The organism is Desemzia sp. FAM 23988, assembly GCF_045528365.1.
GTDB lineage: Bacteria > Bacillota > Bacilli > Lactobacillales > Carnobacteriaceae > Desemzia.
The window spans coordinates 77547-91175 of sequence record NZ_JBGQQS010000008.1 but is presented as its reverse complement, the minus strand read 5'-3'; the positions used below and the strand labels follow the sequence as shown (position 1 = coordinate 91175).

Annotated in this window: 12 protein-coding genes; 11 read left to right on the top strand and 1 reads right to left on the bottom strand. The window is 39.4% G+C overall.

The genetic code is table 11. The features are described 5' to 3' along the window. Nucleotides 1-24 precede the first annotated feature (24 nt). From ACEN4L_RS06395 to ACEN4L_RS06345, 11 genes are all read left to right on the top strand, one after another. Nucleotides 25-633: an NADPH-dependent FMN reductase gene (locus ACEN4L_RS06395; RefSeq protein ID WP_407096357.1), complete on the top strand. Its 609-nt coding sequence runs from the start codon at nucleotides 25-27 to the stop codon at nucleotides 631-633. A 17-nt stretch (nucleotides 634-650) separates the two neighbouring features. Continuing rightward, nucleotides 651-1901, top strand: a complete 1251-nt coding sequence (locus ACEN4L_RS06390) for an NAD(P)H-dependent oxidoreductase (RefSeq protein ID WP_407096358.1) — start codon at nucleotides 651-653, stop codon at nucleotides 1899-1901. A 196-nt stretch (nucleotides 1902-2097) separates the two neighbouring features. Continuing rightward, complete coding sequence (locus tag ACEN4L_RS06385; RefSeq protein WP_177192522.1) at nucleotides 2098-2265, top strand: hypothetical protein; 168 nt, start codon at nucleotides 2098-2100, stop codon at nucleotides 2263-2265. 241 nt (nucleotides 2266-2506) lie between these two features. Continuing rightward, nucleotides 2507-3232 (top strand): RluA family pseudouridine synthase, encoded by a 726-nt coding sequence (locus tag ACEN4L_RS06380; RefSeq protein ID WP_407096359.1) that lies wholly within the window; start codon nucleotides 2507-2509, stop codon nucleotides 3230-3232. Between the two features lie 177 nt (nucleotides 3233-3409). Next, nucleotides 3410-4966: a PTS transporter subunit EIIC gene (locus ACEN4L_RS06375; RefSeq protein ID WP_407096360.1), complete on the top strand. Its 1557-nt coding sequence runs from the start codon at nucleotides 3410-3412 to the stop codon at nucleotides 4964-4966. A 24-nt stretch (nucleotides 4967-4990) separates the two neighbouring features. Then, complete coding sequence (locus ACEN4L_RS06370; RefSeq protein ID WP_407096361.1) at nucleotides 4991-6364, top strand: adenylosuccinate lyase family protein; 1374 nt, start codon at nucleotides 4991-4993, stop codon at nucleotides 6362-6364. A gap of 87 nt (nucleotides 6365-6451) precedes the next feature. Continuing rightward, the gene (locus ACEN4L_RS06365) at nucleotides 6452-7627 is read left to right on the top strand and encodes an NADP-dependent malic enzyme (protein WP_407096362.1); all 1176 of its coding nucleotides are present in this window, start codon (nucleotides 6452-6454) and stop codon (nucleotides 7625-7627) included. 11 nt (nucleotides 7628-7638) lie between these two features. After that, complete coding sequence (gene fumC / locus ACEN4L_RS06360) at nucleotides 7639-8997, top strand: class II fumarate hydratase (RefSeq protein WP_407096363.1); 1359 nt, start codon at nucleotides 7639-7641, stop codon at nucleotides 8995-8997. 44 nt (nucleotides 8998-9041) lie between these two features. Further along, nucleotides 9042-9782 carry a MurR/RpiR family transcriptional regulator gene (locus ACEN4L_RS06355; protein ID WP_407096364.1) on the top strand — a complete coding sequence of 247 codons (741 nt, stop codon included), beginning with the start codon at nucleotides 9042-9044 and terminating at the stop codon, nucleotides 9780-9782. Nucleotides 9783-9957: 175 nt separating this feature from the next. Next, nucleotides 9958-10818 (top strand): alpha/beta fold hydrolase, encoded by an 861-nt coding sequence (locus ACEN4L_RS06350; protein ID WP_407096365.1) that lies wholly within the window; start codon nucleotides 9958-9960, stop codon nucleotides 10816-10818. Between the two features lie 380 nt (nucleotides 10819-11198). Then, complete coding sequence (locus tag ACEN4L_RS06345; protein WP_407096366.1) at nucleotides 11199-12095, top strand: glycine betaine ABC transporter substrate-binding protein; 897 nt, start codon at nucleotides 11199-11201, stop codon at nucleotides 12093-12095. A gap of 292 nt (nucleotides 12096-12387) precedes the next feature. Here ACEN4L_RS06345 and ACEN4L_RS06340 read toward each other — a convergent pair whose 3' ends face one another. Next, nucleotides 12388-13578, bottom strand: coding sequence for a coenzyme F420-0:L-glutamate ligase (locus ACEN4L_RS06340; protein ID WP_188204121.1), 1191 nt, complete (start codon nucleotides 13576-13578; stop codon nucleotides 12388-12390). Between the last annotated feature and the right edge of the window lie 51 nt (nucleotides 13579-13629).

The following is a 13629-nucleotide window of genomic DNA, read 5'->3' as shown; positions in this document are numbered from 1 at the left end:
AGGAAATTGAAAGGAAGTAAAAAAATGAAAAAATTTATTGGATTAGTAGGAACAAACTCAGACCACTCAACAAATCGTACATTGCTGCAATTTATGCAAAACCATTTTTCCGCTAAAGCAGAAATTGAGATTTTGGAAATCAAAGACATGCCGGTATTCAACAAGCCTGAAGATAAAGGAATTCCTGAAATCGTGCAAGTGATGGCAGATAAGATCAATGATGCAGATGGCGTTATCATCAGCACGCCAGAATACGATCATACTGTTACCGCGGCATTGCTGAATGCGCTGAGCTGGCTTTCTTATGGTATTTTCCCTTTTGTTGATAAGCCCGTAATGATTACCGGAGCCTCTTACGGAACTTTAGGATCTTCAAGGGCTCAATTACACTTGCGTCAGATTTTAGATGCTCCAGAGTTGAAAGCACGCATTATGCCAAGTTCTGAATTTTTGCTGAGTCATTCTTTACAAGCTTTTGATGAGGAAAATCAGCTGAATGATCATGTCCAAGTGCAAAAATTAGAGGGGTTATTTGAAGATTTCTTAGATTTTGTCACTATTACGAATCAATTGAACCATGCACATGCCCAAAACAAAAAAGAAGCAGAAAACTTTTCTTGGGAAACAATATAAAGATAGGGGTTAAAAAAATGAAATTAGTCGGTATTGTAGGATCCAACGCAGAAGTATCGTATAATCGTACATTATTAAAGTTTATCAAAAAACAATTCAGCTCTTTATTTGATCTAGAGATCATCGAGATCAAAGATGTTCCAATGTTCAATCAAAGTGATGATCAAACGAACAGCCCGATTATTCAAAAAATAAACAGAAAAATCCTAAATGCAGATGGTGTGATTATTGCCACACCAGAACATAACCACACGATACCTGCCGGGTTGAAAAGCGTGCTGGAGTGGTTGTCATTTAAGATTCATCCTTTAGAAAATAAACCGGTCATGATCGTGGGTGCTTCTTATTATGATCAAGGATCTTCTCGTGCACAGCTGCATTTGCGCCAAATTCTAGATGCTCCAGGTGTAAATGCCATGGTGTTGCCCGGAAATGAATTCTTATTGGGCAAAGTGAAAGAAGCTTTTGATGAGAATGAAAATTTAAAAGACCAAGGAACAGTTGGATTTTTAGGCAGTTGTTTAGAAAAATTCCTTCAGTTCATCAAAGTGGTCACTGTAATAGAAGGGCCTAAAAAAATAGAACTTGAACCAGAAGATCTATACGCAACTGGCAAAATCAACACAACCATTGAAGACATTGATATGTACGCAGATGATTGGTTGGAACAAGCCGCAGAAAAAGTTGGTGCAGTAGAAGGAAATACGTATGTTAAATTGGATCGTGGATTATTAACGGTTGATCAATTGAATTGTTTCTTAGCTTCAATGCCAATGGAATTAACTTATGCAGACAGCAACAACCAATTCTTATATTACAATCAAACCAAACCGGCAGAGGAAATGTTAGCTGCTCGTGTTCCTGGACAAGTAGGGAACCCATTAGCCAAATGTCATCCAGAAAAAGTGCATAAAAACGTAGGGTATGTGATTCAACAATTGCGTTCTGGAGCAATGGATGCATTTCGTGTCAATGTGCCAACACATGGTCCTGACAAATATGTCGTGCATAATTATCAAGCTATGCATGATAAAGAAGGAAACTTTGCCGGAATCAATGAGTTTATTTTAGACTTTAAACCGATCATTGATTGGTATTTGAAACAAACTGGTCAAACATTAGTAGGTGATGTAGACGCTGTTTCTGGTGCTTCAGCTAAAGACCATAAAACAGAAGACGTCGATGCCACTTCAGGAGCTTCTATGAGTGCAAAAGAAGAAACCACAGAAACAGTGGACGCAGTCTCAAGTGCATCTGTTAAAGGTTAAGCTAAATGAAAAAACTTCTCGGTTATGAGAAGTTTTTTTCTTTGCCCACTAGTAAAGTTAATGGTTGGTTAAATCAAAACTTCAATGTCAGCAGCTTCATCGATATCTTTTAAGGTGAAACACATCGCGCCCCATTTACTTTTAAATTAAAAAAATCTATCATTAGCTATATCGTTTTTTACTGGGAGGTTTACTTTTGAATAAAGAAATTAAGAAAAATCCGCTTTTTTTATTAGGACTATTCAACTTTCTTATGGGAATGTTTTTTATTTTTCAAGACGAATTAATAGCAAGACCTGCTGCTTATCTCTTTCAACTAAATTTTATTATTTTGCTTTATCTTGCTAAAAAAGAAATAAAATAAAATCGAGTAAAGCGACACCCAAAAAAGTATCTGAGTTTCATTTTAAAAAAATGACACCAAGTACTTTTTGAAAGGCCTCTAATAATAAATAGAATGGACTGACGACCGTAAAGAAAACAGAAAAGCTGTAGATTCTCACCCTTGTTAGTAAGGGATTGATGAGAGATGTTGTTAATAAGGACTTGCCTTCTCTTAAAAATGATATGATGGAAACATTATGCATTAAGGAGAAGAGTAAAGAATGAAGGTTCATGTGTTGTATGAAGATAATCATTTGCTGATGGTTCAAAAACCTGTCAATATTCCAGTACAAGCAGACAAAAGCGGGGACTCAGATTTGCTGACAGTACTGAAAGAAGACCTGAAAGTGCGGTATCAAAAACCTGGAAATGTGTATTTGGGACTTATTCATCGATTGGATCGTCCAGTTGGCGGTGCGATGGTGTTTGCTAAAACATCCAAAGCAGCATCCAGGTTATCAGATATGTTCCGCCGTCGAGTCGTCGAAAGAAGCTACCTTTCTGTCGTTCACGGTGTCCCAAAGCAGAAAAAAGGGCAACTGGTTCATCATCTTCATAAAGACAAAAGAGAGAACAAAGTTTTCGTCGACCCCAAACATCCAAAAGCTAAAAAAGCCGTGTTGGATTATGAGGTACTTGAGTCTAGAAATAATTTTAGTTTGCTTTCTGTCAAACTTCACACAGGAAGACCTCACCAAATTCGTGTCCAATTGTCTTCAATAGGTCATCCGATTTTTGGAGATCAAAAGTACGGACAGCACGTCAACAAACCTGGACAGCAAATTGCACTTTGGGCGGATGTGTTGTCATTTGACCACCCTATAAAAAAAGAACCTATAGAGGTGTATTCTTTGCCTCACATGGGTCATCCGTGGAATGTATGGAGTCATTTGAATCAAAGAGAGAAACTGTTCAGCGTTCCAAGACTCAGTGGAACAAACCCATAGATCGAGAAAGTCGTTATTTCTTTTAGTAGAAGGAACGGCTTTTTTTTATATCTAAAGTCCCGTATGACCTAAGTCATTTTCCCTGACATACATCAGATAGAATAATATGATAGCGCTTTTTTATTGAATGACTGCATGCTAAGATAATGTCATCATGAATAAAAGGAGAATGAACTGATGGGGGAAAAGAAAAAATTTAGTGAATCTGTTCAACGATTTGGACGAACACTTTTGCTGCCGATAGGGGTGTTAGCACCTGTTGGGATGATTTTAGGGATCAGCGGGGCTTTTGTACAGCCTTATATGATTGAACGGTTTGCATTTTTAGGGAATGAGAACATCAATGCTTTATTGGTCAGCATTCGGACGATCGCCAGTGTTATTTTTGACAATATTCCACTATTGTTTGCAATGGGAGTCGCTTACGGGATGAGTAAAAAAGATAAAGGAATTTCCGTTTTTGCAGCTGTTACTGGATATTTGACTTTGATTATTACGATGAATGTCTGGTTGACTTTGACCGGTAAAATAGCGGATCCGGAAGTGATGACTCAAGTCGGTCAAATAACTGTTTTAGGAATCCAGACAATGAACATTAGTGCAGCTGGAGGAATCATTACTGGTTTAGTAGCAGCTTGGGCAACGGATCGTTTTTATAATTTGGAATTGCCGACAGCTTTAGCGTTCTTTTCAGGTAAGAAGTCTGTTCCCATTATTACTATTGGGATCATGATTGCAATCGGTGCTTGCTTACCGTTTATTTGGGAATTATTTGTTGGATTATTGATGAGATTATCAGTTGTTTTCTTAAGTGTTATGGGACCTTTCTTTACGGCAGCTGGAGAACGATTATTCATCCCATTTGGTTTGCACCACGTATGGAACGCTTTGTTCCGCTTTACTGAAGCAGGTGGTTCTTATGTGATCGGAGGAGAAACATTTGTCGGTGTAGTACCGGCAATGAATGAGGTATTGTTCAATCAAGGTCCTAACAGTGAGTACTGGACTATGATGCCTGATTTGACACGTTTTATGGCGCAACAACAAATGTTAGTGACGTTATTCTTATTCCCAGCGATCGCGTTGGCAATGTACAAAACAGCACGAGCTGAAAACAAAACAGAAGTGAAATCAATGCTGATCACAATGGTTTTGACAGCTATGCTTGGAAATGTTACTGAGCCGCTTGAATTTACTTTTGTCTTTATAGCTCCATTATTATTTGTAGTTTACGCGGTAATCGTTGGAATCGGAGCTGTTCTATTGTCTTTAGCTAATGTAGCAGTAGGGTATATTCGAGGGACGATTTTTGACTTTACCATTTTTGGTTTGCTTTATGAAAAAACCAATTGGATTTTCCTAGTATTGATTGGCGCAGGTTTAGGCGTCTTGACCTATTTCATTTTCAAATGGGCTATTTTGAAATACAACATCAAGACCCCAGGACGAGAAGAATCTCAGAACTTAGACAATACCTTAATCAGAGAAAAACGCTATGGTGAGATCGCTGATATCGTAGTACAAGCGCTAGGTGGAAGAAGCAACATCGATCACGTAGAAAATTGCATTACACGATTGAGGATCGATATCAAAGACGTTAATGTCGTGGACAAAAATCTGTTGGAAAAATCCGGCTGCACTGGGTTCTTTTTCCCAGCAGCTAAACATATCCATATCGTTTATGGTCCACAAGTAGAGTTTGTCAGAAACGCTGTAGATGAAGCACTGGCTTAAATTATTTAGGAGGTTTTCTATCAAATGAGAGCATTATATGATTCAAAAAGCAAAACAATAGATGACAGAGGGATAAAAGCATTATTTTCCGACGAAGAAAAATATAAAACGTGGTTGTTGTTTGAAAGTGCGCTAGCTCAAGCTCAAGCTGAAGAAGGGTTTATCCCCGAGTCAGCAGCTAGAGATATTAAAACAGCTGCTAAAGTCGAAAATATCGACTTTGAAGAAATGGATCGAATCTACCGTAAAATTGGTCATGGTTTCGTGCCGTTCTTAAAAGTACTCGTAAAAGCGTGTCCGGAAGAAAGCGGGAAATACGTCCATTACGGCATCACAACACAAAACATCCAACAAAGCTCTCAATTGTACATGGTCAAACAAGTCCATGATAAATACATGCAACTGTTAGGGGAAATTTTAGGAAACTTAAGCAAGTTAGCGGAAGAAAACAAAGATGCTGTTATGCCGGGACGTACACACGGTCGTCATGCGACTCCAATTACTTACGGATACAAAGTTTCTGCATGGATCAGTGATTTCATTGAGTGTTATGAACGAATGCAGGAAGTAGAAAAGAGAGTCTTTAAAATCATGATGGGTGGAGCTGTAGGAACATTCAGTTCCATGCCAGAAGTGGGACCGGCTGTGCAAAAACGGGTGGCTGAACTGACTGGAATGTATCCAATGGAAGTCCCATCACGTAATATCAGTACTCATAAAATAGAATACATGATGAATTTGGCATTGATGGCGAATATTTGCCACAAAATAGGGGAAGAAGTCTACAGCACAACACTAGAAGAAATCGGTGAGATTTCTGAAGGATTTAGTAAAGGAACGGTTGGGAGCAGTACAATGCCACACAAGATCAATCCTAAATTAGCTAAAGGGATCGTAGCCAATTCACAAAAACTGTATTCTTTACCAGGCGTTGGAATGTATTCTTCTGTGAGACCTTATGAAGGTGATAGCAGCTCTTATATGCTGTTTGACGGTATATTGGAGGAAGCGTTAGAACTAACTACAGAAGTTCTTTTAAGAACGGAAGAATTGACTCGTACGATGGTTCCGCATAGAGAACGAATGCTGCATAATGCATTGAGAAATCAAGGCCTGGACAATTGTGAGCATGTGATGATGGAACTAGCTACTAAACTCGGAAAAGACAACGCTCATTCGTTGATGTACGATATTGCCATGAAAACAGCTGATGAAGGTGAAGACTTTTACACTAATTTGATGGCAAATGAGACGATAGCTAGTGAATTTACGGAAGAAGAAGTAAGAGCCATGATCGATCCGCGCAATTACATCGGATTGTCTGTTCAAATTGCTGAAAAAGAAGCTGGACGTGCTGCTGCACTGGCAGAAGAAATAGCAGCAGAATATACGAATTAATTTTATTGTGTCTGGAGACCTCAATTTATATAATGGAGAGGTCTCTTTTCCTCGTTTGAGACTGTTTTACAGAAAGGTGAGAAAAGAATGGATACGAATGAGAAAAGTTTAGCTCTGCATAAAGAAAAAAAAGGTAAAATCTCTGTTGAAAGCAAAGTTTCGATCAATACAAGAGAGGATTTAGCTTTGGCTTACACGCCAGGCGTTGCGGAACCATGCAGAAAAATCCATGAAGACGTGAGAGAATCTTATACTTATACGTCAAAAGGGAATCTTGTGGCGGTCGTAACAGATGGAACAGCTGTCCTTGGATTAGGAGATATCGGACCAGAAGCTGCAATGCCGGTAATGGAAGGAAAAGCGATCTTGTTTAAAGAATTCGCTGGAGTAGATGCTGTTCCGATTTGTCTAGATACAAAAGTCTCTGAAGAAATCATTCAAACGGTACGTTTTCTAGCTCCAACATTTGGCGGGATAAACTTAGAAGATATTTCTTCGCCGAGATGTTTTGAAATCGAAAAACAACTGGATGATCTGTTGCCGATTCCTGTTTTTCACGATGACCAGCATGGAACAGCTATCGTGGTAGTTTCTGGAATCATGAATAGTTTGCGTTTGATCAAGAAAGAGTTAAGTGAGATAAAAGTTGTGTTGAACGGACCTGGAGCAGCTGGTACAGCCATCATAACGATGCTGATGGATATGGGGATAAAAGAAGCTGTCATCTGCGACGAACATGGTATTTTAGCAGAAAACAGACAAGGACCAATGGACGAACATAAAAAACGATTGGCACAGCGCTCTAATCCTCAACAAGTAAAAGGAAACCTGAGTGACGCTATGAAAGGTGCAGATATCTTTATCGGAGTTTCTGTTGGAGGAATCGTTACGCGTGAAATGATTCAGTCTATGGCAAATGATGCGATCGTATTTGCGATGGCCAACCCAATACCTGAGATCATGTATAATGAGGCTAAAGCAGCCGGTGCACGTATTATGGGGACAGGCCGCTCAGATTTTCCAAACCAAATCAACAATGTACTGGCTTTCCCAGGTATTTTCAAAGGAGCATTGGCAGTACGTGCAACAACGATCAATAAGGAAATGAAAGTTGCTGCCGCAAAAGCAATTGCAGACATGATTCCTGAAGAAGAATTATCGGAAGACTATATTATACCGGATGCTTTAAATAAAAAAGTTGCGGAACAAGTGGCTGAGTATGTCGCTCAAGCTGCTCGAAACACCGGAGTAGCGACTATCTAGGAGGAATAAGAGTGGATAGAATCGAAAAGGACTCTCTTGGAGAAATAGCCGTTCCCCAAGATGCTTTATGGGGTGCTCAAACCCAACGGAGTATAGAAAATTTTCAAATTGGAACAGAAAAAATGCCGCTAAAGTTGATTGAAGCCTTGGTTCAAGTGAAAAAAGCCTGTGCTATTGTAAACAAAGAAGAGGGCAAGCTTTCTTCAGATAAAGGGACCAGCATCCAAGAAGCTTGTGCGCTGGTATTGGATAATTTGAACGAGTATGAATCGCAATTTCCATTGTGCTTATGGCAAACCGGAAGCGGAACGCAAACCAATATGAATGTAAATGAGGTACTGGGCCACTTAGCTTCTAAGACGACTCCTGTGCATCCTAATGATGATGTGAACCTGTCACAAAGCTCGAACGATGTATTTCCAACGGCTATGCATATTGCAGCTTATAAAGAAATCCAAGAACAACTACTACCAGAAATGAAAAAGTGGCTAGAAGTCATTTCAGCATTGATGGAACGATATGAAGGAGTCATCAAGATAGGCAGAACCCATTTGCAAGATGCCACACCTCTTACATTTGCTCAAGAACTGAGTGGATGGAGAAGCATGATTGAAAACAGTTTAAAAGCAATAGAAATGAGCAGCAGTTCTTTATTGAAGCTGGCTATTGGAGGAACGGCCGTCGGGACTGGAGTAAATGCATCCAGTGATTTCGGTGTCAAAGTGTCTCGAGAGCTGGAGAAAGCTTTAGGGATTCCATTTGTCAGTGATGAGAACAAGTTCTTTGCTTTGACTAGTCATCAGCCATTGTCATTTGTTCATGGTTCTTTGCGAGCATTAGCCAGTGATTTGATGAAAATAGCCAATGATATCCGTTGGCTGGCGAGCGGTCCCCGCAGCGGATTGGGAGAGCTGTCTTTACCGGTCAATGAACCGGGAAGTTCAATCATGCCGGGAAAAGTTAATCCTACTCAAGCGGAAGCTCTAACGATGATCGCCGCTCAAGTTATGGGCAACGACACCACGATTCAAGTGGCTGCCAGTCAAGGGAATTTCGAATTGAACGTGTATAAACCTGTCATTATTCATAATTTCTTGCAAACGGTCGGTTTGTTAACGGACGGGATGCGCTCACTCAGAGAAAAATGTCTGGTTGGATTGACCGTAAATACCGATCGTATGGATGAATTGGTTCATCGTTCGTTAATGCTCGTTACAGCTTTAACGCCTCACATCGGGTATGAAAAATCAGCTGAGATCGCTCATAAAGCGTTAAAAGAAAATACGACATTAGAAGAAGCCGCATTGTCTCTAGAATATGCGTCTAAAGAAGAATTGAAGCAGTGGTTAAATCCAACTTCCATGATCTAAAGAGTGTGATATACTGAAGGTATACTGCTAAAAGGATGAGTGCCATGCTTGATTTTATAGATAGCTACGATGATTTGACTGAAAGCGAAAGAAAAGCTCTATCATACATGATGAATCATTTGGAAGAGATTCCGTACGTGAATATCAACCAACTTGCTGAACTTTCTTTTGTATCTAAAACCGTGATTATCAATCTTGCGCAAAAAATGGGGTTCAGTGGATTCAAAGAACTCAAGTACCATATCAATCAGCAACTGCGAGAAAAAGCTGTTACAGTACATAACAGCAAATTATCTGCAAAAGAAACAGTGACCAGCAGCATCGATAAAACTCTTTCTCTCGTTTCAGAAGAAGATCTTGATCGCTGTGCTGAAGAGATCATTCAAGCAAAGAATATTTTCATTATGGCTCGGGGAACTAGTAAGCCAGTGGGGTACTATCTGGAACACTTGCTCTTTTCATTAGGTCTGCACTGTTTTTTCATCAAGGATTATAATTTATCGGAGACTTTTACAAATTTGGTCACCGAAAATGATGTAGTGATCTTGATCTCGTTGTCAGGCAGTACGAAAAAAATCATTGATACAGCGCGCAAAGTCCATATGAAAAAAGCCAAAATCATCAGCTTAACAGCTTTTCAATCGAGTATTTTGGCATCTTATGCAGATTTGAAGCTGTATTGCCACACAGAAGAGATGGATACCAAACGAGACGATTCTATTTCGCGTATTGGATTCTTTTTGTTAGTGGATTTAATGGTAAGAACGATCAAAAAATATATTTAATACTCTATCGTAAAAGAAAGCCTACAAGTGGCTTTCTTTTTTTGTAGACATTTTTAAAAGCCTTATCTTTCGAATACTAACAGAAGATGGACTAGAATATAGGAAAGTAAGTACCATTATCAACTAGTCATCCAATAATTTGAAACTTAGAGTCGATCAGGAGGTTGTAAGCAAAATGGAAACTATTGAACATACGTTTATTGAAACAAACGGCATCAAGCTACATGTGGTTCAAGCAGGACCGAAAGAAGGAGAAGTGGTTCTTTTACTGCATGGTTTTCCTGAATTTTGGTACGGGTGGGAAAAACAAATCTCCGCTTTAGCGAGTCAAGGCTATCGAGTTTGGACTCCTGACCAGAGAGGGTATAATCTTAGCGACAAACCTAAAAAAATCCGTGACTATCAAATGAAAGATTTAGCAGCCGATATTGCCGGTTTAATCAAAGCCTCCGGAAAAGAAAAAGTCTATTTGGTTGGACACGACTGGGGAGGCATCGTTGCTTGGAGAGTAGCAAGAGAGTATCCTGACCTGCTGCACAAATTGATCATTTTGAATGCACCTCATGAACAAGCTATGGCTAAGCAAATACTGCAGCATCCGCTGCAAATTTTGAAAAGCTCTTATATCGGTTTCTTCCAATTGCGAGGAGTGCCGGAACGACTGTTTAGTGTGTCTGATTGGGAGCCAGCAGTGAAAGCGTTGAAAGCAACCAGTCAAAAAGGGACGTTCAGTGAAGAAGACTTGCAACGTTACCGCTCTGCTTGGTCGCAGCCCAGAGCGATGCGCTCGATGATCAATTGGTATCGCGCTTTAGTTCGTTACCCTTCCAGCCAAAAGGTTCCCGCAAGAGTAAAAGTCCCGACTTTTGTGATCTGGGGAGCTAAAGATCAGTTTTTAGGTCAAGAATTAGCGAGCAAAAGTTTAGAGTACTGCGATAAGGGTCGAGGAAGATTGATTGGAGAAGCGACGCACTGGATTCAACATGAAAAAGCCGAACAAGTAAATGAGTGGATGATTGATTTTATAAGAGAATAACCAAAATAGAGACAGTGTTTGCTGAAAGAAGCAGCGCTGTCTATTTCTGTGTTTTTATTGATCAAATTTGAAACGATATGCGATTAATGTTACGGTGGATAGTGGCTATTCTAAATCGGTGACCTGCTCTCAAGAGAGGAGGCCTCAAGAATAAATTGCATATAAGTGAATAAAAACAGGGGTATACTTCTGAGTATTAATGGATTCCTAATAGAAAGAGCTGCTTATTTGTACATATGGTTATCGGTAATCAAAAAAACAAAGTGGAGCGAAAAGACTAACTATCCCTTGATTGATGCATTTAATCATGCGTTGCTCAAGGACGAAACATTAGCCGAAATAAAAAAGTGGAATGCTTTTAATATGATGGAGGAAAAGAAATGAAAGTAAGAAACATAGGGATAACGATGGGATTGACAACGGTGCTGCTTGCAACAGGATGCGGTAGTAAAGAAGAAGATGCTGCAAGTGCGAATAACAGCATCAGTGAACAAGTAGAGCATACGATTATAGGTATCGAACCTGGAGCAGGATTGACAGGTTTATCAGAAAAGACATTAGAAGAATACGATAATCTAGAGGGATGGGAACTGGAAGAAAGTTCTACAGCAGGTATGTTGACGCTGCTTGGACAAGCGATTGAAAATGAAGAACCTATTATTGTTACAGGCTGGGCTCCTCATTACAAATTCACCCAGTATGATTTGAAATTTATTGAAGATCCTAAAGGAACATTGGGAGAAGTGGAAAGTATCCATACTATTGCCCGACTAGGATTTGAAGAAGAAATGCCAAATGCTTATAATATTTTGGATGCCTTTGAATGGGAAGTGGAAGATATGGAAAAAATTACGTTTGACGCCCAAACGAGTTCCATTGAAGAAGCTTCAGCAGATTGGATAGAATCCAACCAAGATAAAATCAATGGCTGGTTAGAAGGTACAGAAAAAGTAGACGGAGAAGAAATCGACTTAGTCTCAACGCCTTGGGATTCAGAACGAGCTTCTAGCCAAGTTCTAGCAACTGTTTTAGAGCAACAAGGCTATGATGTGACCGTATCTGATGTCGACCCTGCGATTTTATTTGAAGCAGTAGCAAACGGAAAAGCAGATGCTTCAATTTCTCCTTGGCTGCCTACTACACACAACTCTTTTTATGAAAAATACGAAGAAGATCTAGTAGATTTAGGACCTAACTTGACCGGAACGCAAAACGGTTTTGTAGTACCGGAGTATATGGACATTAATTCTATTAAAGATCTAGAACCAAAAGAATAAGAAATGAAAAATGCAGCCTCTCGATTCACGAATTTTGGCGAATCGAGAGGCTGCTTTCGTATAGAGGATGGAAAAGTGGGGCGTTCAATCTGTTCTATTAGTCAAGTGAGGATGCAATGGGCGGTCACTTGATCAATAGAACCTATCTATTAATCAAGTGAGTCCTAAATTCGACTTTACTTGATTAATAGACCGAATCTGAGCATCCATTTTGTCCTAGCAAAACCAAAATTACCTTATATTTAAAAAATAAAAAGCGGTTGGAAGAAAATCTTCCAACCGCTTTCGCTCTCTAAACTGTATAGTTGTCAAAGTATCCTTGGATGTAGACCATAGGTGTTCCTTTGTCTCCACTTCCAGAAGTTAAATCAGACAATGAACCAATCAAGTCAGTCAGACGACGAGGAGTTGTTCCTTGTGCTTCCATTGATCCAACCAAGTCTTCTTGTTTGTTTTCAATGTATTCAGAAATAGCTTGTTTCAATTCGTCTCCACGTAGTTGAGAGAAGTTGTTGTCAGCTAAGTATTTCAATTTCACTTCATTAGGTGTTCCTTTAAGACCTTCAGTAAAACCTGGAGATACTACAGGATCAGCAAGTTCCCAGATTTTTCCAACTGGATCTTTGAAGGCTCCATCACCATAAACCATTACTTCAACTGTTTTTCCAGTCAATTCTTTGATTTTTGCTTGGATGCCGTCTACGATAGGTTGGCAATTGTTAGGGAATAATTTTACGCTTTCTTCGGTTGCTTTATTTGAACCAAGCAAACCATAAGCTTCATTAAAGCCGCTACCGTTGATCGATTCTGAAAGGATGTCGTCAAGACCATAAACTTTTTCAGCACCATTAGCTTTCAGGATACGTTTTGTTCTGAAACGTGAATGGATATCACATGTCAGTATGCTTTTAGTGTATGTTAAAATGGTTTTTGGATTGTTCGAGAAGATAACTTCACATTCAGCGCCTTCTGATTCAACAATTCCTTTGTAGTAATCAATATAGTCTACTCCAGTAAACGGGTGGACAACTTGCCCAAAGTGTTCACGGAATTGAGGCTCAGTTAAGATATCAGTCCAAGGGTTGATACCTTTAGTATCTAACTCATCAATATTTACTAAGTGATTTCCTACTTCATCAGATGGGTAGCTCAACATTAAAACAACTTTTTTTGCTCCACGAGCGATTCCTTGCAAGTTGTTTGCAAAGCGGTTGCGGCTAAGGATCGGGAAGATAACACCAATTGTATCTCCAGCAAATTTAGCTTGAACATCTGCTGCAATATCATCAATTGTTGCATAGTTTCCTTGCGCACGAGCAACGATAGACTCAGTTACAGTTACAATATCGCGGTCTTCAATTGAAAAACCTTCAACTTTTGCTGCATTTAAAACTGTATCTACTACGATTTGCTCAATGTCGTCTCCTTGATTAATGATTGGGCCACGAAGTCCTCTTACTACTGTTCCAACTACTCTTTCCAATATGATCTCTCCTCTAATAAGGTAACCTAATTTCAAACCATTATTAACTAT